The sequence below is a fragment of the Dysgonomonas sp. HDW5B genome, from assembly GCF_011299335.1.
In the GTDB taxonomy this organism is placed as follows: domain Bacteria; phylum Bacteroidota; class Bacteroidia; order Bacteroidales; family Dysgonomonadaceae; genus Dysgonomonas_A.
In genome coordinates this window covers 2,875,380-2,896,174 of the sequence record NZ_CP049858.1, presented here as the reverse complement: position 1 = coordinate 2,896,174, position 20,795 = coordinate 2,875,380, and the positions used below count along the sequence as shown (strand labels likewise).

Here is a 20,795-nt window from a genome sequence, read left to right as displayed (position 1 = left end):
ACACGAATATATCTTTAAGTAATCAATAGGTCTTAGACCTTCCACACTATTTTATAAAAAAATGAAAGTAAAACTAACATTCCTTGCTTCGATATTGATGATATCGATGTCATTAACAGCTCAACAAAAAACGTATACAAAAGCAGAATTGGATGCATCCAATATTATCAGACTTTGCAACAGCGTTATTGAACTTAGTAATAAGAACCGCACCAGTGCCGATAATTACAAATCGATGTTATCAACGGCAGAAAGCAATATGAGTAAATTAAAGAGAAATCCTAATACTCAGCCGTTTTTTGTAAATTATAAGAACTTTGAGGCATGCTTCGGCGATCAGAAAGAATATCAGTTGGCGTATAAAGGTGCACCCGAGTTTGCTGAGAAAAAAGAGATTGCCAACACAATAGATGCTGCAAATAAAGATATTGCAAGTGCCGTAAAGTGGGCAACTGCTGTGAGTGAATATTTCTCTGAAAAAACATTCCTTACTGATACCGATTTCGCGAAATATCCGGCTATGCAAGACAGCCTTAGCTATTATTTCCAACGAGGCTACAACAGTTGGTCAGCAGCTTCGAGATTGGCTTCGAAGGCAGGTAATAATGCTGAATTGATTTTACTTCAAAAAAGCAAGATTGCCGAATTTATAATTCCGATGAAGTCCGATTTGAATGGACTGGAATCTATCATGGAATTATTTAATCAGGATAAGATTGATAGTAATTTAATCAAAAATGAGCTATCAACCGTTTCGCAAACAATCGCTAAAAACAAAGATATTTCGACTAAAGATGTGAAAAAACTAAGTGATGTCTACTATAAAGAGGTTTTCCAAAAATTCTACACAAAGAGTGAGGATACAATAAAGGCAATGAGTGCTTTTAATCTGGAACTTGAGGCAAACCCTCAATCGGATCGTCTGAATAGTTTATATTCATATGTTGTTTCGAGTTATCGCTCTGTGGTTGAAGAATACAATACATTTATAGCTCAATAATAAGCCTAGAAGGTTAAATGAAAAGGAGTACAAATATGTTTGTACTCCTTTTTTATTTTACGAATAAATTTTATTCTTTACTTACCTTGCTGCCCTCTACAGCCCATGACGTAATTTGCCCAGTCACAGAAGTTACTTTCTGCAAAAGGTTAGATGACTTTTTCGTCTCTTTAGGAGGCTTCTTTTCTTTCTCATCCTTCACATAGAAGAAATCTCCCCGTCCATATCGGAATGCAGCAAGACTTTCGGGAGAAGATCCCTTTATTTTTATTAATTCCGACATATAGAAAGCATTCTCATAATAAAAAGCATCCTCTATACGCCTTGAATCTTCGTACACAGTCAGAAAAGTTCTCAAATATATAGGTGAATCAGCCTCAACGTATCTGATTGTTTTATATTTTTTGTTTTCTCCCCAGCTATCGGCTTCGGTATTCCAATTATTGTAAAGAGAATCGTTTATTTTTTGGAAATTAAAATTTGTCAATTCCAATATCTGCTTATTTAAACGGGAATAAGGCTTCACATAACTCAAATTATCCGGATTATTCAGGAAATACGTAAAATCGGTGAGTTGCGAATCATCTCCTTTCGAAACTCGTGGAGGTTCTATGTAAGAAGTTGGTACATCGTCTATCAGAATACCCGATTTAGTCCAGTCCACATAAAGAGGTTTCGACATTTTATTGACCACTCCTACCGTTATGGGTGCATTATGCCCATAAAAATTATAAATCACATCTAAACTATCGCCTTCAACAACAAACTCTCCGTACTCGTTCTTTATCGTATACGGGTCTCTTGTATTCATAGTCGAACAATAGTATGTCGAACACGAATTCAATAGTAAAAATCCCAATAATAAAAACAAGTATTTCATAGCAGAGATTTTGTAAGCTCTATTTTGTCTCACCCGAAGTTGTCGATTGAATTATAGGTGCGGGTGGAATATAAGTACGTATATCTACTGTATACCATTCACTTAATATTCCATCAAGAAATATAAATGTATATTTGTTGTAGTCTTCGGTCAACTCAACCGATTCTTCTAAAGCTCCATTGTCTAATTGCCGGGCACTGGCAGTTTTGGCTTTTCCATATGCTGACTTTAAATGAAGCATAACTTCTTGCTTATTCATTCCCAGACGAATATTATCGGTTTGTGCAGTTTGATACATCCCGCAACCAGCTAATAAACAGGCTAATAAAGAGAATATTACTATTTTTTTCATATTGTATTAAATTTATTGTTTATTTACTATTAATCAACCATTTGATACTTTCTGAACCAGAATAAATTGGCAGCACCCATTATTATCGTTATCGGAAACATCAACATATTTCCAATTATTCCCAAAACAAAACCTACTCCCAAGCCCATGAAAATAGTATAAAGAAAATTTACATCGTCCTTCCTAAATCCGGTTACTACGGATGCAAAAGAACATCCAACTAATTGAATAGCTACACAGGTTAGAAGAGAAAGTATCAATATTTTAAGAAAACTCCATTTCTTGAAGTTGATATATCTGAATACCAACAAATAGCATAAGATACAAGACAGGGACATCCCTATCATTAAGTCCCAATTTACCGAACCTCCATACCAAGACCAGCAGAATATTATGCCGTTTCCAACCAAAAGGTTGCTGAAAATACAAAATAATATCACAGAACGCTTATCCATTACCCATGTTGTTAGTCATAAAATACAAAATACTAAAATATATAAATAAACGCAATCCTCTATTTTTTCGGGGCATGAATGTTCTATATATTCCGAAATCAGTAGAAAGCTGTATCTGCTTTATCTCCTATTTTCATTATATTTGTAATACCATAAAAACATCACTAAATATTATGAAGAAAAATTTCTTTACATTCACATGCTTGCTTCTCTTGTCTGCATTTACCTTACAGGCACAGACACCCCAAGTCGAACCTACTTGGGAATCGATTAAAGAACGAGGTTACCCCGAGTGGTTTAACGATGCTAAACTAGGTATATTTATCCATTGGGGACTATATTCTGTTCCATCGTGGACTAAAAAAGAAGGTTACTCGGAATGGAGTTATAAAGGATGGAGAGACGGCGGATCAACTGCTGTTGATTTCGCAAAAAAAGTATATGGACAGGATTTTAAATACGAAGACTTCAGAGGTCTGTTTAAAGCCGAATTATTTAACCCTCAGGAATGGGCTGATCTGTTTAAAGATGCGGGTGCTAAATATGTAGTACTAGTATCAAAGCATCACGACGGATATGCTATGTGGCCCAGCAAATATGCTCCAAATTGGAATTCGGTAGAAACAGGTCCTAAACGTGACATAGTAGGTGAATTGACCAAGGCTGTGGAAAAAGATGGCTTGAAAATGGGATTATATTACTCACTTCCCGAATGGTCGAACCCGCTTCATTATTGGGAAATCGATCCGAATGATTCTATTGCAAAATATGTAGATACACATATGATTCCACAGTTCAAAGAGCTGGTAACAACCTATCGCCCTTCTCTTATTTTTACCGACGGAGAGTGGTGGAACAGTGCCGAACAATGGCATGCTCGCGAACTTATCTCCTGGTATTACAATCTGGTTGGTCCCGAAGCTATTGTAAATGACCGCTGGGGTGGAGGTGCCGATTATGGGTTCAAAACGCCCGAATATAGTGCAGGTATTACCATGACAGACCGTCCTTGGGCTGAGGTAAGAGGCATAGGACGCTCTTTTGGCTTGAACAGAAACGAACCTCTTGAAAATTATTTGACGGAAGACGATCTGATACATCATTTTGCAACACTTGTAGCAAACGGTGGAGGATTAACTCTGAATGTAGGACCTGCAGGAGATGGTCAGATTCCTTTGCTTCAACAAGAGCGTTTGCTTCAACTGGGACAATGGTTGAAAATAAACGGAGAGGCTATCTATGGCACAAGAGCTTACAAAAAACATATCGAAGAGAAACAAATTTATATTACCCGCATCGATTCTACAATAGATTTCAATTGGGTACGTAATTCACCCGATCCACGTATTCGAGTTGATCATTTTACCGGAGAATGGACAGGTTATATCAGCCCCGATTATACTGAAGAATATACATTTACCGCCAAAGCGGACGATGGTGTACGTGTGTGGATAGATGGAAAACTGATTATCGACCAATGGGTAAAACAAGAGCAAACCGAAGATGGTTTTGTGCAAGGTGCTCAAACATCGGCAACTCACAAAAGTTCTATAAAACTGAAAAAAGGGCAAAAATATCCAATCAAAGTAGAATACTTTGAGGATGTTCAGAATGCTTCGATTCAAGTAAAATGGGCATCTAAATCGCAAGCCGAAGAAGTTATTCCTTACAAAGCTTTGTATACTGACAATACAGGCAATCAACATGGATTGAATGCAACATACGGCTCGATGAAAACCTACATTGCCTATACTCAGAAAGGTAATAATATTTATGCTATACTTCTCGAATGGCAAGACGACCAATGTGTGTTGAATATCGACAAACCCGCCGATAATGCAACCATAACATTATTAGGGCGTGAAGGTAACCTTCCTTGGAAATACGAAAACGGGCAACTGATTGTTGATATGACTCCTGTCAAATTTACAGAAATACCGGGTCGTTCGGCTTGGACTTTGAAAATAGCTCAATAAATAGATTGACATAAAAAAACAGCAATATCCTTTTACGGATATTGCTGTTTTTTTTATAAACTGCATCTCATTTAACTATTTCGATAAGTATAACAACACGAAACAGTTATAAGCATAAGACAAGACTAAAAACAGCCCATTTTACTTAATTACAATAGTAATGAAGCAGATAAGCAAAAATATCGTATCTTTGCCACTCACTAAAAACGATTTATACCGTGTGAACGGTACATGTAAAGTATGACATTCGAACAATTAAACCTCATAGAGCCTATATTGAAAGCTCTTAAAGACCAAAACTATACAACTCCAACTCCTATACAAGCTGAAGCAATACCAACCCTATTGGAGGGAAATGACTTACTAGGTGTAGCTCAGACGGGAACAGGAAAAACGGCAGCATTCTCTATCCCTATTATTCAACTGCTACATAAAGAAAATTCACATGGCGGAAGAAAAGGTATAAAAGCCTTAGTATTAACACCAACCCGTGAACTTGCTATACAGATTGAAGAAAATGTAAAGGAATACAGTAAATATACTTCTTTGCGACATACTGTAATTTACGGAGGAGTACCTCAAAAGAAACAAACTGATGCTTTACGAGCAGGAATTGATATTCTTATCGCAACTCCCGGAAGGCTGTTAGACCTGATTAGCCAAAAGTATATCAATCTTAAGACTCTTGAGTTTTTTGTATTGGATGAGGCAGATCAGATGCTCGATATGGGTTTTATTCATGATATCAAAAAGATATTGCCCTTATTACCTAAACAAAGGCAATCGCTTTTCTTTTCGGCTACCATGCCTGTAGAGATTGCTAAACTGGCAAATACCATTCTGCATAATCCGACAAGGGTTGAGGTTACTCCGGCATCTTCAACTGTAGACAAGATTGAACAGTCGATCTATCATGTCGATAAAAAAGATAAAGTAGATCTCCTTATAGACCTTCTAAAGAATAAAGAACTTGAATCTGTTTTAGTATTTGCACGTACTAAACACGGTTCTGATAAAGTAGCCAAGGCTCTTAACAAAGCCGGTGTAAAAACCGAAGCTATACATGGAAATAAATCTCAGAATGCACGTCAAAACGCATTGAAGAGTTTCAAAGATAAAACAACTCGTGTACTTATAGCTACCGATATTGCAGCACGTGGAATAGATGTCGATCATCTTTCGCACGTATTTAATTTCGATTTACCTAACGTTCCCGAGACTTATGTTCACCGTATCGGGCGTACAGGTCGTGCCGGTCGTAGCGGTGTTGCCATTGCGTTTTGTGATCGTGAAGAATTGCCTTTATTAAAGGACATCCACAAACTCATCAAGAAGAATATTCCTGTCGTTGAAGAGCACGATTATTTGCCTTCTAAATCAAGAGCTATTCCTATTGCAAAACCTGAACTGGCGAAAGATAATCATAGAAGCCAAAGCAAAGGTCATCAAGATCGTCCGAATAAAACTCAAAGACCTCAGGGACATACTAAGGTTATAGTAAAAAAACAGAACTAACCATTTCTAGGTTAATTCTGATATAAACACAAAAAAGCATTTCAAATTTGAAATGCTTTTTTTATTCTGATACTTTACGGATATAATATCAGCCTATACAGATCGTTGCAATGTCTTTCGATAAACAAATGCCCACAGTAAACCACTTAAAGCACCTGCAAGATGCCCTTCCCACGAAACATGGCTTTCGGTTGGAAATATACCCCAAATTAAACCTGAATAAAAGACTAATACAAGGATAGAAACCAATATCAATTTCCAGTTTTTACTGAATATGCCCCCAAATACAAGAAAAGAGGCCAGTCCATAAATGACACCGCTTGCACCAATATGAGCAGCATAGCGTCCTATTATCCATGTAATCAGTCCGGCAGTAATCCAAATCAGAAACAAATAAAGAGAAGCTCGTTTTTCATAAAAAACAAACAATAAGCAACTCAAGAAAAAGAATGGCAAGGTATTCGCTATCAAATGCTGAAAATCACCATGGATCAACGGAGCTGTTATAACACCCAGCAAGCCATCTATCGAACGTGGCAAAATACCTAAACCCGCCAAAGTTGCCCCGGTTAGATATTTAACCACTTGTATTACCCAAAATATAGCTACAAAAGCTAAAGAATACTCTATCGCTTTCCTTATTTTTCCCGATTTCTTATTCATAATTCCAAAGATTAAGGTATCAGACCTTTTTATTAATTTGATAAGCAGAGCAACAATACGCTATTATGTCGATAAACTGCATCGTAAGACATTTGCCGTTACTTAAATAATACAACATCTTTCAACTATAATTGTTGACTTTATTTGAAAATAAGCATACCCAAAGCCTCAAATAGTAAAGCAAACTATTTCACCATAGGCCGGTACTTTATCAAAAGCATTCTCCAAAGTAGAATCGCCTGCATATACTTTGGCACAATTAATTACACCTCCGTGGGTAAATATTGCTACATTTTCAGGGTTCTGTTCTTTTACTTCATCCAGAAACGAAGCCACCCTGTCATACAGCATCTTAAACGATTCGCCTCCTGTTGCAGGCAGATGCACCCAATTCTCGTACCAGCTTTCGATATTCTCATCATCAATATGATCCCAAGGCATCATTTCCCATTCGCCGAAGTACATCTCTTTCAAACGATCTATCCATTGCACATCGTCCTGAAATCCACAATATCGGGCTAACTTTCGACAACGGCTCAATGGACTCGAATATACAGCATCAAATTCAATACCATTCAGGTTTTGTTTTACAATTGCGGCTTCTTCTTCAAATGATGATTTTAGGGGGACATTAGATTGTCCATAGCACGTACCTTGTGGTACATCTACGGAAGTATGTCGGATCAAATATAATTTCATATTTCTATTTTTAGGGTCTCAGACCTTTCAATTTCGTTAATCAATACAACATCAGTAATAGCAGTATATTTTTTTAAATATAGTAATAAATATTTCAACTTACTTATATTTAATAGTGGCTATACCAAATAAGTATATAGTGCTACTATACCCAAATAAAACGATAGTTCACACATCAGAAATAAGGCTCCGCAGCAATCGCCGGTATAACCTTGTATCTTTTTATTCATCAATGATGTCAACAATAAAAAGGTCAGTATCGGGAGGATAGCTCCCAACCAATACTTCATCGGCAATAAAACGATAAAGGGCACTAATCCAAACACGGCAGAGAGGATAAATGTCCGGAGAACCATCGATCTGTAAACCATTTTAGCTTTGCTCGTTTCTTCGTTACGTGCATAAGGCAGACGCAGTGTTATGAGCGAACCTATAAACTTACAAAGAGGATCTCCTGCCATGATAACCAAGCAAGCAATATGCAAAGGAAGCGATGATATCAAAAGAAATAAAAGCAGAAAATAAAAGATAAGGCCGAGTACTCCATAAGTGCCGATGTGCGAGTCTTTCATTATCGCCAGAATCCGTTCTTTGGAAGTTCCGCCTCCGAAACCATCAAAAAAGTCAGCTAACCCGTCTTCATGCAAAGCACCCGTAATCAGCAAACGGCTCAAGATAGCCAATACAACAGCTATATGCAGAGGAAATACATGAGAAGCCCCCCACAATACTCCAGCCATAACCGTTCCTGTAAGCCAGCCTACTACCGACCAATAGTTAATTACCTGTTTGAAATATTCGTTAGGAACTTTAAATATTCGCCAAAATGGCAAACGGGTAAAGAAAATAAGTGCTGCTCCAATATTATTCATCTGATGACGCATTTCTTACAAGGTTTAAGACCTTTTTATGACTCAAGTAAAGAAAGTATACCTGACAGCTAATTTAGTCTTTTTATCTAACTCAAAACCACTCAATCGAAGTATTTTGTAACCTCTATAGCCTTAAATGAATTCATTTCGTTAATCATTCTCACAGCCGATTCTATTATAGGGTAAGCACATAAAGCTCCTGTGCCCTCCCCTAACCTCATATCGAGATGAAGTATCGGTTTCACCTTCAGAAATTCGAGCAAGGTTTTATGTCCTGTCTCATCCCCCTGATGGCCAAACACTGCATAATGAAGTACATTCCGATTGATGCGTGCTGCCGCTAAAATACATGAAGTCATAATGAATCCATCCACCAGAATAATCATTCCAAGCTCGGCAGCTTTTAGCATACCTCCCACAGTCATAACCATCTCGAAGCCTCCAAAATGACGCATTACATCAACAGTAGTACCATCTCCCTGATAATTATCGGTAGCTTGTCTGAGAATTTTATATTTATGTTCAATAATTGTTCCGGCATGATCCGATCCCGCCCCAACACAGTCACGCAAAAGTATACCCGTAAATGTATTCATCCAGATGGCAGACGATGAGGTATTGGTTATTCCCATTTCGCCAAAACATACCACATTGGAGCCTTCATCGTAACATTGCTGAACCACTTCAGCCCCGACTTCAATAGCTTGGTCGAATTCATCCATCAACATGGCAGGCTGACACAAATAGCTTCGGGTTCCTTTTCTGATTTTTCGATGTATAATGCGGTCGTCTGTCAGATCGAAATCGTAGTTAACACCCCCATCTACCACTTTCAATTTAAAACCATGCTGACGTGCCAGAAAATTGACTCCTGCTCCACCTTCCAGAAAGTTATATATCATTTGTCTGGTTACTTCCTGAGGAGATGGACTTACTCCTTCTTCTGCAATACCATGATCGGCTGCAAAAACTATATGTACAGGATTATTTAATGATGGCGTAAGTGTTTGCTGTATCCAGCCTATTTGAAGAGCTAATTTCTCTAAAATACCCAGAGAGCCTTTAGGCTTAGTAAGATTATCTATTTCATCTTGAAGTGCAGAGAGAATACCTTCATCAGGCGTTTTGATATTAAATTGAAGCATAGTTTAAGTAATCAACATTTACATTATTCGATCAGATAACAAAGGTATTATTTTAGGCGAAAAGGAGAGTTTAATATTGCTAAAATAAAAAAAGCAAATATCGACAAAATACACTATATTATAATACTATAATAATTAAACCAATAAACATATATACCAAAATAGAATACAATGATACAAGTGAATTGTTTGATTAAAAAAGACTTGAAATGAGGGAATTAAGCGATCTGATAAAAATATAGAGGAATGAAATTATTAAAATGGGTATAGGTAACCGCCCAGATCTTATACAAAGAAACACTTTTCATGCTAAAATAGCAAATAATCAGCTTAATAAATAAGCCTATCACATTAAATAATATACTTCAAGAAAAACACAGAATAAACAACTCATAATCAGAAAATTAATCAAGGATCATAAATTACATTATAAAGATAGAAACTACAAAGAAGCAACAGAAAGCAATCTTCATTATATGGTACAGAGAAACATAATGTAAAATAAACCTCGAAAACACAAACTGCTTATTTACAAACAAATACAATACTCCTGAAAAATTTAGCCGATGCAGATTTCAAAACAAACCTCACGATTATTTCATTCATGTAATTTTATAAAAATTGAAAGTCAAAAATATATAGATCTGTAAAAATTAGAGAATTAGGAATATAAATTCACACTGGTTGATAAAAATAAGGAGACTTTTAATCTCTCTGAGAATTGAATATTTGAAATTTTTCTAGATATACCCGAAAATATAGAATTTATAGAATAGAAAAAACAGCAATTTTATTCAAGATATATAGCAATATACACTCCAAGCAGATAATAAATTTAGCTGTATCATCTTACTTTGAGCATGAAAAAGCATGCATAAAATAAAAATACAATAATGATAAATCCATAAAAACAAAATACAAAAATTTAGATATATATAACACTATAATTATATAGGATAAATATATAAATATACTATATTATAACAATATAATTAGAAACACAAACTTCTAATATACAAATAATTATATAGAAACAAAACAATTAACCAAACCAGAACAGCTACACAATAAAAAATTAAAGTAAGATGGTATGACATGAAAAAACTGATATAACTATACAATAAATTAGTACTAAGAAAACAACTAATCTCTCATATATAATACTATAACAATAAACATAAACAACTCATTAATAAGACATTAACAAAACAGACAACAATATCATCAAATAGCCCTAAAAATAGATACAATACCATACTTGAATAACCTGGATAACATAGCTCATAATAGTACAAGTTTTGTATTTTTGTGCAATTTTAATAATTAATAGAAATGTCGAATACAATACAAGAGCGTTCCTTAGAGAAAATCAGATTAGGAGTGCTTACATTTTTCCTATGTCAAGGCTTATGCTTTGCCAGTTGGGCAAGTCGGATACCCGATATCAAAGATGCCCTGCAAGTAAGTGACACCTTTATATGGGGACTTATATTATTTATGATACCTATAGGTAAGTTTTTAGCTATTCCATTAGCTGGATATACAGTATCCAAATTCGGTAGCCGTATTATGGTTCAGATAGCTATTTTAGGATATGCACTATCCTTATTTCTGATTGGTATAAGCTCTGACATTTACGTATTAGGCACATGCCTATTTTTATTCGGTATATTTTGGAATCTCACCGACATATCGCTAAACACGCAGGCAATAGGTATTGAGAAGATCTTCGGTAAAACCATTATGGGATCTTTCCACGGTGCATGGAGTTTAGCTGCTTGTTTTGGTGCAGTTATAGGATTTGCTATGATAAATTTCCAAATCGGCCATGCTTACCACTTCACAGGAATACTTGTACTGATTATACTATCGTGGCTTTTGAACAGATCGGTGTTACAACCCGACTTAAAAACAAGCCCAGTAATAGAAGAAATAAAATCGATAGAAGAAACTCCAAAGAAAAAACTGAAAATGCCAGAACTTATATTAATCCAATTGGGTATTATCGGGCTATGTGCATTGATCGTAGAAAGTGCCATGTTTGACTGGGGAGGTGTATATTTTGAGTCTATTGTAAAAGCTCCTAAGTCTTTACAAATAGGATTCCTTCTATTTATGATTATGATGACTACAGGACGTTTCTTGACAAATAAAGCATATCAACTTTTCGGAAAACAACGTACGATACAAATAGCAGGTGCCCTTATATTTATAGGTATGTTTATATCGGCTCTGTTTCCAAGCATCATATTATGCTCTTTAGGTTTTATGTGTGTAGGTCTGGGTATCTCATGCATGGTTCCTACCATATATAGTGTTGTTGGCGAGAAGTCGAAGATGCCAACAAGTATTGCTTTGACAATACTTTCAACAATAAGCTTTGTAGGCTCATTAATTGCACCTTTGCTTATCGGGTCTATATCACAGAGCCTGAATATGAAATATGCTTATATTGTAGTAGGTTTGTTGGGTCTGGTTATAGTAGCACTCACCACTTTCACTAATGCAATGAAAGAAAGGTCTTAGTTTTTTGTCTCTAGATATATTATTAAACTACATAAAAAAAAAGGTTGCCCCGAAACGGACAACCTTTTTCTATTTTTCACATATATTTTTATTTAAAAAACTAAACTGGCTAATACTTCGTCATCCGGTAATTTAGCCTCTCTGGTTTCCATTATCTTCTGAACGTCTGCTTCGGTTCCTGTAAAAGGTCCGAATGCTTCAATCTTAATAGTTGCAACGGCGGCGGCAAACTTGGCAGATTCTTCCATGCTGGCTCCTTTGGCTCTCTTGTATAAATATCCTGCCATATAAGTATCACCGCATCCTGTGGCATCCACTACATCTGCATGATAAGCCGGAACCATTGTAAATTCTTTACCATCATAGATCACCGATCCCATGCTGCCTAATGTGAGCAATACTTCTTTTACACCCCATTTGTACAACATACGTCCGGCTTCATAAACATCGGTTGTGCCTGTAATGACTTTCATCTCCATCTCGTTTGCTTTAAGTACATCAACATACTTCAACACTTCGAGCTTATCAGTCCAATCGACAGGATGAACTTCAGTGCCACGCACTTCACGCAAATAACCTTGACAGTCAACAGAAATACGTCCTCTCTTGGATAGCTCTTTCACAAAATCAATTGAGAAGTCATCGGCCATCAATGCTCCGATATGAAAGTATTTGGCATGAATATCGCCCATTACATCCATAGTAAACGGATCGGCTTTGGCTAAAACTCGTTGTGTACGGTTATCCTGATTCTCTCCATATATATTTTCGAAATAGTGACTATGGTTACATATCATAACATTCACAGTCAAACCTTTGGCACGTAATGCTTCTACGGCTTTCATTTCCGATTCGGCTAATCCGGCCACCAATATATAATTGGAATCGAGATTGCTCACCGCATTCGAAAAGTAAAAGGAGGCTCCTCCCGACATATAAACAGTATCTTTGGGCGTAACTATTTTATCTAACGTAAGATGCCCTACACAACAAATATCGTAATTAGTCATTATTAAGAATTGATTATTTCTAAGCTTACAAGCCTTGTTATTATTTCACAAGTATAAGGACTTAAGCCCATTATCATTGAAAAACAATCATTAAATACTCTCTTTTATTTCAAATAAGTCCCAAAGATACATTAATCTGATAAAATGAGAGATTAATTATGTCTCTTTTAGAAAATAAGTTGGTTGAACTTCCTTAATTCGGTATTCTCTTGCCATTTTATTACTCGAATATTATAATAAATAATTATTTTTAAGGTTTCGAATCTATTTGTTATTCAGATGTAGGAGTATTTACTCACAAAGTGTAAACATATAGGTCGAGCGAAAGAAAAAAATACAGCAATATATATTTGAATTTACTTAAATAACGATTATGAGAAAACGTTTTTTTTGTGCAAAAGTTGCCGGATTATTGTTTATGTCGATGATCTCCGTCAGCAATATTTCCGCACAAAATATTGTAACAATTTTCGGACAAGAAAAGATCGAAAAAACCGATGAAGGAGAAGTATCTCACCATTTCCGCAACGGTTTTTTATTACCGGGTGGAACTAACCCCGGAACCTTGTTTAATGGACAGGATATGATCGGCTGGCTATATGCTACCGGTAAGTTTACAACTCCTGTAAACAATGCTGCCATTGGGTATTCTTACCCTAACATGGACAGTCAGGTAGAAGATGCATACCTGAAATGGTTAGCACAAAGCAATGGAGAAAAAGCCATGGAAGCACTTCCTCAATGGACATGGGCTGCTATGGAATCCGATTCTACAGGACTGTTTAAGCGTCCCGAAATGCGTTCTGCTTTTTTATACACATCGTATGATTCTCCCAAAGAGCAAATCGTATTATTGGAAGCAACAGGAGGAACACGTACATACGTAAACGGAATGCCTCACGAAGGCGATCATTACGATTTTGGTTATACTCTGACTCCAATTAAACTAAAGAAAGGTCTTAACGAGTTTGTTTATACACCGGGACGTTTTGGCAAGGTAGCTTCTAAATTGGTGAAACCCGATAAGCCTGTTATGTTCACCAAACGTGACATGACCATTCCCGATATTATTATCGGAGAAGATGACTCTAAGTGGGCTGCGATTCGGGTAATAAACTCAACCGAAAAACCCTTGCAGGGATTAACCATACGTGCTACACTTCCCGACGGTCGTAAAGAAGAGTATAAAACTCAAGATGTAATGCAACTGTCTGTAAGAAAGTTAAGATATAAAATCCCTGCCGTTACAAACAGTAGCTCTGCGGACGAAAAAGTTACCGCAAAAATAGAATTATTGGATAAATCGGGAAAAGTAATCGACCAGACAGAGGTTGAATTACGTCAGGTTTTACCCTCGGCTCATCACGAGCGTACCTTTGTGAGTGGTATAGATGGTAGTGTACAGTATTTTAGCGTTGCTCCTGCCATACGTAACAATCAGAAAGATACAAAAGCAATGGTGCTTACGGTACACGGAGCAGGTGTAGAAGCCCGCAATCAGGCGAGAGCATACAAATCGAAAGATTGGACGGATATTATCGCGGCAACCAATCGCCGTCCTTACGGATTTAACTGGGAAGAATGGGGTCGCATGGATGCTCTGGAAGTTTTAGCAGAAGCTAAACGTATATATGAGCCAGACAATTCGAAAATATATCTCACAGGTCACTCCATGGGCGGACATGGCTCGTGGTTTCTGGGAACAACTTACCCTGATAAGTTTGCAGCAGTTGCACCGTCGGCAGGTTATCCCGATATTGCTGCTTATGGAAGAGGAAGAGGCGACGATATGCATGACAAAAATTCAAACTACAACGCATTCAAGCGTGGTGGCAACGGAGGTCGTGTTATATCGTTAGCTCCCAACTTGAAACAATCGGGAGTATACGTATTCCACGGAAGTGCCGACAGTGTTGTTTCTCCTTCACAAGCTCGCCGTATGCGTGAGGTACTAGGCAAATTCCATCCCGATTTCTGCTACTACGAATATCCGGGAGGCGAACATTGGTTTGGCGATCATAGTGTCGATTGGCCTCCTATTTTTGAATTCTTCTCTCGTCATTCTATTCCTCAGGCTAAGGATGTTAAAGAGATAGATTTTCACACAGCATCTCCGGCAATTTCTCCTACTGATTATTGGGTAAATGTTGAACAACAAATCAAACCATACGACTTTAGTAATATAAAAGTCAACTTGAGTAACGATACAATAAAGGTTACCAAAATAGAAAACGTTGCCTTATTGGTTCTTGATATTCCTGCATTGGTTCTGCCTAATGCACAAGCAACAATTGATATTGCAGGACAAACATTATCTGTTCCTACCACTAAAAAAGCAATTTTAGCTCTTGAAGGTGATAAATGGTTGATAAAAGAAGGAATAAACCTAAAGCATAAATACTCGGCACGTTATGGCGGATTCAAAAACGCTTATACTAATAACGTTGTATTTGTATATTCGACAAACGGAACGGCTAAAGAAAACGAGTGGTATCAAAACAAAGCGCGTTTTGATGCAGAAACGTTCTATTATCGAGGAAACGGATCCATCGACGTAATTGCTGATACTGAATATTCTGTAGCTAAATACCCTGATCGTAATGTAGTAATCTACGGAAACAAAGATAACAACCGTGCTTGGTCTGTGCTACTGAAGAATAGTCCTATCCAAGTTGGCAAAGGAGTAATTACAGCCGGGGGACGAACTTTTACGGGGGATGATCTGGGTACTTATTTCGTTTATCCGCATCCAAACAGCAATACTGCCTCGGTTGGTGTTGTTGCCGGAACAGGTGATGCAGGTATGCGTGCTACATCTCCGAACAATTATATATCGGGGATCACGGGCTTTCCTGATCTGATGATCTATCGTGCAGATGTTCTGAAAGATGGATTGACTGGGATGGAAGTTGCAGGATTTTTTGATAATGACTGGACTTTGACAAATCAGGATTTCTAAAATAATCACCTCTAATAATAAAAAAGTCGGTATGAAGCATTTCATATCGACTTTCTTCTTTAAAGAATCCCCACCCTATCAATTTTATAGATTATATTTGTAAAATACAATTTACGTCAATACTATTATAACTCTGTTAGATATAAAATACATAATACTATGAGATACTTTATTTACATGATATTAATCGGTTTGTTTATTTCATCATGTTCTAAGTCAGACGATGACAATCAAGAAATTACAAATCCTGCAATAAAATTAAAATTTAAAACAGAACAAACTACAGGAAATATTTATGAAATGTTTGTTTTTAATTTGTATTCAGAAGAAGGGGGAACACTATTCGATATAGAAAACACATATGATTCTTTAGTATGGACAGTACCTGATCTAGGTAGTTTTCATCTTCTTAAAAAAAATACTTTTATCTACCAATGGAGTCAGGTTTTCTTTCTCCCGGGTAAGTACAAAACCATTCTACTTGGATATAAAGATAATAAAATCATAACCTCCGATAGTATCTATATTAATATTCTCAAAAAGAATACCGATTTTTTGTATTTTAACTGGGAAGATGTCAAAGAGTCTAAGGGATCTAAAGCTTATGCAGATATTTTAGCCAAAGATTATACTTTTGCAACTTATCAATCTATAAAAGACAGTATCCCATCTATCACCTTATTTCTATTAAATGAAGGAAAGGATGATGAGAAAACTTTCTCTCAAAAAAGTGAAAAGATTCTATTCGACTATATCAAAACATTATATTCTGAACCAACATATACGGAAAAACAAAACGAGCTACTTACAAAAGAATATAACAAACTATTTAACAACAGAATAGAAGGGGCTAAGCCTATTTATATATGGATTACTCCCAAATCAAAAATGGTTCTATACTCACATTATGAAGAATATGGTGAATACAATGAATATAGAATTCATGCAGAGCCTCGTTAAACAATTCGAACTATTTTTCACACTCTTGAGGCACAACCATCTATTGTTGTTATGAAAAAGCAACTAGTCTTGTGAACTTAAAATTGCTCAGATCGCTATGATTTGACAAATTCATATATTATCTTTACCTCAGTTTTTGGTGTCATTTTCTGTATCCACAGACAATGATGAAAAGGGAATCAGGTGCAAATCCTGAACAGACCCGCTGCTGTAAGCTCTACAACAGTCTTTAAACAAATCTTACGCCACTGTTTTGATAATAAAACGGGAAGGAGTTTAAGGATAGAGTAAGTCAGAAGACCTGCCAATATTTTAAAGGATCAATCCTCTCGGGTTTTAGAGGTGCAATCAATCGTGAATTTTATAACGGTATTTATTTTTTAGAAAGAACAACAATCTTAGATATATAGAGATTGTTAGATTTACTTTTCGGACTTGTTTACAAAACAGTTTGACTATGTTCTAAAATTTCTGAAGTAAATATCTGTTTGCAATACTTTTTCAAACAAATAATTACATACGTGGAAACAGACAAAATGATTCAGGCTGATCGGTTTGCCCAACTTATACTCGATATGAGTACTCTACTGCTATCATCAGGGGCACATTGCGGACGTATCAACCGTAATGTACAACGCTTTGCTGATACTTGGCATTTTAAAACCGATCTATTTATTTCTTTCACCGGAATTTCTGTTACGGTTGTTGACATGAACAATCGTGAAAACAAAGCGACTATCAATCGGCAAGCTACTACGCACGGTGTGCATTATGGCATTCTCACCGAAATAAGCTTATTATCATGGAAAGCTTATGATGAAAAGATGTCAATAGATGAAGTTGAAAAACAGCTTTCGGATATTCATCATACTCCACGACACAATAAATGGCTTATCCGTATCGGCATAGGATTTGCCTGTGCATCGCTATGTATATTGGCAGGTGGCGACTGGATAAACGGCTCTATTGCTTTTGTTGCTGCTACAGTGGGGTTAATTGTAAGGCAACAGGTGATCGGCTGGAGATTTAACGCTATGATAGCGATCTTATTGTCGGCTTTTGTTACAACAATGATATCGGGAATGGATATGCTGTATCACATTGGACAATCTCCCGAAAAAACGATTGCAACTTCTGTTTTGTTTTTAATTCCCGGTGTTCCACTCATTAATTCGGTTATAGATCTTTTCGAAGGATATCTGCCTACCGCATTGGCACGTGGAGCATTTGGTGGCTTTGTACTGCTTTGCATTGCAGTAGGCATGTCTCTCAGTATATCATTAATAGGGGTAAGTAATTTTTAAAAGTAAATCAGCATGACCGATTTTATATTTTCGATGTTCAAAGATATTGCTTTTGCCTATCTGGTAGCTGTTGGGTTTGCCTTGCTCTTCGAAACACCTAAGCGGGTAGTATATGTAGCAGGTCTGCTAGGCGGAATAGGACATTGCATCCGCTTCATACTTCTTTATTTCGATTTCGGGTTAGTATCCTCTACTCTTGCCGGATGTATATTTATTGGCATTGCAGGTATATACTGTGCTCATAAAGTGCATACTCCACCTGTGGTGTTTACGATGCCGGCATGTATTACCATGATTCCCGGATTGTATGCTTACCGAACAATGATGGGATGGATCAGAATTTATACAGATGGTTTATCAACTCAAGAACCGCATATTTTGCAGGAAACGGCGTATAATTTCATACTCACTTCGTCCCTATTATTTTCATTGGCAATAGGGATCTGCGTGGGAGCACTATTCTTTAGGAAAAAGAGTGCTAAAGAAATTAAACTCGGAAAAACACTATCGATTAAATCCGAATAATTACATAGATAGTTTCTAATTATAGTATTTTGTATAGAAAGCCCTGAGCAGTGATTGTTCGGGGCTTTTCCTTTAAATAAGAATAAAACCGAAAAGTTTATATCCGAAATAAAAGGTAAACTCTCGATTTTTTTATTATTTTTGTTTCAGATTTTGGTGGCATCAATCCATTTTACGGATATATGCTGAAAAGAGAATCAGGTGAAATTCCTGAACAGACCCGCTGCTGTAAGCTCTACAACAGTCTTTGAACAAATCTCACACCACTGTTTCGATTCAAGAAATGGGAAGGATGTTCAACAGACAGAGTAAGTCAGAAGACCTGCCAAAATAAATATTCGTTAGAAGCTTTCGAGGAATAAAGCTGAAGACGCACAACAAGACAGATATACATTTTCAGGATTAAACAAATCTCCATAGCTTCTATCAAGCTATAAGTAATGCTATATCTAAGTCAGAAAAGCGTTTACATAGATCCTCTAATTGAATATTCGGAATAATAACATTCCGATAAGATTCTGTTAGTTGCAAAATATTGGAATATTCTGAAAGATATTCCGCTGTGGTGTTTTAGTATTTGGAAAGCCCTAAGCAGTGATGCTTGGGGCTTTTCATATATACAAAATACTGCCAAACAGAAATAATCTGAGCGATACTTCCTCAAAGCAGTTAGTTATAATATCAAAAAACAATGTTTGTAAATTTACAAGAAAACACCTCCAACCCTATAAATGAGTCAGGAGGTGTTTTCTAAAGTAATCGAATGCTCGTAAAAAGTCCACAATCTTCACAGACTATGGACTCATCTTATTCTTCGTCCTTTTTAACCTAGTAATAAAAAGGCGTTAGTGTAGATATAACATACAAGTGATACAATTGTTTTTAAATCACGCAAAAAAAGAGCAAAAGAATAGGTTAAAATTGATATAAACAGAAAAAATCTACAATTAAAAACAGACTTTTTATTCTCTATATTCTTAATTATCTGAGAGGTGCAATCTCTCCAGTTAAACAAAATGCCAAAAGAGGGCTGCAACCTTAATTGTAATTTTTCCAATAAATAACAGATGTTTTATTTGCATTTAACCCGGGATACCCCTGTAATGTCCACCTTACATTCGCCTCATCACCTGTTGGCAAATGGGAGATTTTAAAAACGACTTTATCTCCTGCTGTAAAATTTGCACCCAAAGTGGCAGTGGCTGTAATAGGTACACCTGTTGAATAAACAGGTAAATCTAGTTCTACCACATCTTTGGGTGTATATACATTAGTTACCGGATTATAAGTCATACACCATAAATAATAGATACCCACAAAGACATTATTGGTTGTATTGGATGTACGCCCGTACATTCTGAACGAGAAATTATATCCGCCGGTTTCAGTAATATCTATAGGACCACCAAAATTCATTAATATTGTGTTCTCAGGTTGAATAGCACTTGCAGTAACCGTAGTAACCGAGGCTTGCAGATCACGATATGTCAAAAGCATATTTGAGAAGCCTGAATTGTATAGGTAACACCATTTTATTCCATCATGAAAATACAAACCGGGTATAACCATATTGCTGCCTGTGGTGCTAGCTGTGTTATATACTATCATACCCGCCACAGGTGAAGGAACGGTTATATTATCGGAGGTAGAAGTAAGGGCTACCCTGTTAGGTAAAAATGCAGATTGTGCACTGCCTAATTCGAGCTGAGCGCCTGTAGCTACATCGGGTAATTTACCCAGGGCTATTTTTAAATGTCCGCCCGATTGAGTCGCAATCCAATCATTGATAACTATATTATCTCCTTTACCATCTATATGAAATAGGTTTTGGGGAGTTTCGGTAAAAATACCTATCTGGGCATAGTTCATCGAAAAAGAAGACAAGAAACTGAACAATGCCAGTATATATATATTTTTCATAAATTACTTTGTTATGCGTTAATAGTATGGTCTA

Annotated in this window: 17 protein-coding genes and 2 riboswitches; of the genes, 8 read left to right on the top strand and 9 right to left on the bottom strand. The window is 36.5% G+C overall.

The features are described from left to right. The first annotated feature begins 61 nt into the window (after positions 1–61). Complete coding sequence (locus G7051_RS11875) at positions 62–1,000, top strand: hypothetical protein (protein ID WP_166200537.1); 939 nt, start codon at positions 62–64, stop codon at positions 998–1,000. Positions 1,001–1,070: 70 nt separating this feature from the next. Here G7051_RS11875 and G7051_RS11870 read toward each other — a convergent pair whose 3' ends face one another. The 3 genes from G7051_RS11870 to G7051_RS11860 form a co-directional block, all read right to left on the bottom strand. After that, positions 1,071–1,811: a hypothetical protein gene (locus G7051_RS11870; RefSeq protein ID WP_166200535.1), complete on the bottom strand. Its 741-nt coding sequence runs from the start codon at positions 1,809–1,811 to the stop codon at positions 1,071–1,073. Between the two features lie 88 nt (positions 1,812–1,899). Continuing rightward, positions 1,900–2,232, bottom strand: coding sequence for a hypothetical protein (locus G7051_RS11865; RefSeq protein WP_166200533.1), 333 nt, complete (start codon positions 2,230–2,232; stop codon positions 1,900–1,902). 29 nt (positions 2,233–2,261) lie between these two features. After that, entirely contained in the window at positions 2,262–2,687 is a 426-nt protein-coding gene (locus tag G7051_RS11860; protein WP_166200531.1) for a hypothetical protein, read from the bottom strand. Positions 2,688–2,860: 173 nt separating this feature from the next. Between G7051_RS11860 and G7051_RS11855 the strand changes: the two genes are divergently transcribed. Together G7051_RS11855 and G7051_RS11850 are read left to right on the top strand one after the other, a co-directional pair. Continuing rightward, on the top strand, positions 2,861–4,663 hold the full coding sequence (locus G7051_RS11855; protein ID WP_166200529.1) for an alpha-L-fucosidase: 1,803 nt from the start codon (positions 2,861–2,863) through the stop codon (positions 4,661–4,663). 240 nt (positions 4,664–4,903) lie between these two features. Beyond that, positions 4,904–6,178 (top strand): DEAD/DEAH box helicase, encoded by a 1,275-nt coding sequence (locus tag G7051_RS11850; protein WP_166115510.1) that lies wholly within the window; start codon positions 4,904–4,906, stop codon positions 6,176–6,178. Between the two features lie 93 nt (positions 6,179–6,271). Here the strand turns inward: G7051_RS11850 and G7051_RS11845 are convergent, their stop codons facing one another. From G7051_RS11845 to cobT, 4 genes are all read right to left on the bottom strand, one after another. Beyond that, the gene (locus tag G7051_RS11845; protein ID WP_166115506.1) at positions 6,272–6,841 is read right to left on the bottom strand and encodes a rhomboid family intramembrane serine protease; all 570 of its coding nucleotides are present in this window, start codon (positions 6,839–6,841) and stop codon (positions 6,272–6,274) included. A 168-nt stretch (positions 6,842–7,009) separates the two neighbouring features. Further along, complete coding sequence (gene cobC, locus G7051_RS11840) at positions 7,010–7,540, bottom strand: alpha-ribazole phosphatase (protein WP_166200527.1); 531 nt, start codon at positions 7,538–7,540, stop codon at positions 7,010–7,012. A 119-nt stretch (positions 7,541–7,659) separates the two neighbouring features. After that, on the bottom strand, positions 7,660–8,412 hold the full coding sequence (gene cobS, locus G7051_RS11835; protein WP_166200525.1) for an adenosylcobinamide-GDP ribazoletransferase: 753 nt from the start codon (positions 8,410–8,412) through the stop codon (positions 7,660–7,662). 101 nt (positions 8,413–8,513) lie between these two features. Continuing rightward, positions 8,514–9,557 carry a nicotinate-nucleotide--dimethylbenzimidazole phosphoribosyltransferase gene (gene cobT / locus G7051_RS11830; RefSeq protein ID WP_166200523.1) on the bottom strand — a complete coding sequence of 348 codons (1,044 nt, stop codon included), beginning with the start codon at positions 9,555–9,557 and terminating at the stop codon, positions 8,514–8,516. Positions 9,558–10,889: 1,332 nt separating this feature from the next. Here cobT and G7051_RS11825 point away from each other — a divergent pair. Further along, entirely contained in the window at positions 10,890–12,083 is a 1,194-nt protein-coding gene (locus tag G7051_RS11825; RefSeq protein WP_166200521.1) for an MFS transporter, read from the top strand. Between the two features lie 92 nt (positions 12,084–12,175). Here the strand turns inward: G7051_RS11825 and G7051_RS11820 are convergent, their stop codons facing one another. After that, positions 12,176–13,093 carry a PfkB family carbohydrate kinase gene (locus G7051_RS11820; protein WP_166200519.1) on the bottom strand — a complete coding sequence of 306 codons (918 nt, stop codon included), beginning with the start codon at positions 13,091–13,093 and terminating at the stop codon, positions 12,176–12,178. A gap of 373 nt (positions 13,094–13,466) precedes the next feature. Here G7051_RS11820 and G7051_RS11815 point away from each other — a divergent pair, with 373 nt between their 5' ends. The 4 genes from G7051_RS11815 to G7051_RS11800 all read left to right on the top strand — a co-directional run bounded on the left by G7051_RS11815 (position 13,467) and on the right by G7051_RS11800 (position 18,841). Further along, positions 13,467–16,052: a prolyl oligopeptidase family serine peptidase gene (locus tag G7051_RS11815; protein ID WP_255493208.1), complete on the top strand. Its 2,586-nt coding sequence runs from the start codon at positions 13,467–13,469 to the stop codon at positions 16,050–16,052. A gap of 159 nt (positions 16,053–16,211) precedes the next feature. Next, entirely contained in the window at positions 16,212–17,012 is an 801-nt protein-coding gene (locus G7051_RS11810; protein ID WP_166200517.1) for a hypothetical protein, read from the top strand. Positions 17,013–17,132: 120 nt separating this feature from the next. After that, positions 17,133–17,336: riboswitch (cobalamin riboswitch) on the top strand. 197 nt (positions 17,337–17,533) lie between these two features. Further along, positions 17,534–18,316, top strand: coding sequence for a threonine/serine exporter ThrE family protein (locus G7051_RS11805; RefSeq protein WP_255493207.1), 783 nt, complete (start codon positions 17,534–17,536; stop codon positions 18,314–18,316). Between the two features lie 12 nt (positions 18,317–18,328). Then, complete coding sequence (locus G7051_RS11800) at positions 18,329–18,841, top strand: threonine/serine exporter family protein (protein ID WP_166200515.1); 513 nt, start codon at positions 18,329–18,331, stop codon at positions 18,839–18,841. A 137-nt stretch (positions 18,842–18,978) separates the two neighbouring features. After that, positions 18,979–19,186: riboswitch (cobalamin riboswitch) on the top strand. A 693-nt stretch (positions 19,187–19,879) separates the two neighbouring features. On the opposite strand, the gene G7051_RS11795 is transcribed toward G7051_RS11800, so the two are convergent. Then, positions 19,880–20,761 (bottom strand): hypothetical protein, encoded by an 882-nt coding sequence (locus G7051_RS11795; protein WP_166200513.1) that lies wholly within the window; start codon positions 20,759–20,761, stop codon positions 19,880–19,882. Positions 20,762–20,795: the final 34 nt, after the last annotated feature.

Coding starts and splice junctions, on each gene's coding strand:
- G7051_RS11810 (WP_166200517.1), top strand. CDS start 16,212: ATGAGATACTTTATTTACATGATATTAATCGGTTTGTTTATTTCATCA.
- G7051_RS11860 (WP_166200531.1), bottom strand. CDS start 2,687: ATGGATAAGCGTTCTGTGATATTATTTTGTATTTTCAGCAACCTTTTG.
- G7051_RS11815 (WP_255493208.1), top strand. CDS start 13,467: ATGAGAAAACGTTTTTTTTGTGCAAAAGTTGCCGGATTATTGTTTATG.
- G7051_RS11870 (WP_166200535.1), bottom strand. CDS start 1,811: ATGAATACAAGAGACCCGTATACGATAAAGAACGAGTACGGAGAGTTT.
- cobS (WP_166200525.1), bottom strand. CDS start 8,412: ATGAATAATATTGGAGCAGCACTTATTTTCTTTACCCGTTTGCCATTT.
- G7051_RS11800 (WP_166200515.1), top strand. CDS start 18,329: ATGACCGATTTTATATTTTCGATGTTCAAAGATATTGCTTTTGCCTAT.
- G7051_RS11820 (WP_166200519.1), bottom strand. CDS start 13,093: ATGACTAATTACGATATTTGTTGTGTAGGGCATCTTACGTTAGATAAA.
- G7051_RS11875 (WP_166200537.1), top strand. CDS start 62: ATGAAAGTAAAACTAACATTCCTTGCTTCGATATTGATGATATCGATG.
- G7051_RS11845 (WP_166115506.1), bottom strand. CDS start 6,841: ATGAATAAGAAATCGGGAAAAATAAGGAAAGCGATAGAGTATTCTTTA.
- G7051_RS11865 (WP_166200533.1), bottom strand. CDS start 2,232: ATGAAAAAAATAGTAATATTCTCTTTATTAGCCTGTTTATTAGCTGGT.
- cobT (WP_166200523.1), bottom strand. CDS start 9,557: ATGCTTCAATTTAATATCAAAACGCCTGATGAAGGTATTCTCTCTGCA.
- cobC (WP_166200527.1), bottom strand. CDS start 7,540: ATGAAATTATATTTGATCCGACATACTTCCGTAGATGTACCACAAGGT.
- G7051_RS11795 (WP_166200513.1), bottom strand. CDS start 20,761: ATGAAAAATATATATATACTGGCATTGTTCAGTTTCTTGTCTTCTTTT.
- G7051_RS11850 (WP_166115510.1), top strand. CDS start 4,904: ATGACATTCGAACAATTAAACCTCATAGAGCCTATATTGAAAGCTCTT.
- G7051_RS11825 (WP_166200521.1), top strand. CDS start 10,890: ATGTCGAATACAATACAAGAGCGTTCCTTAGAGAAAATCAGATTAGGA.
- G7051_RS11855 (WP_166200529.1), top strand. CDS start 2,861: ATGAAGAAAAATTTCTTTACATTCACATGCTTGCTTCTCTTGTCTGCA.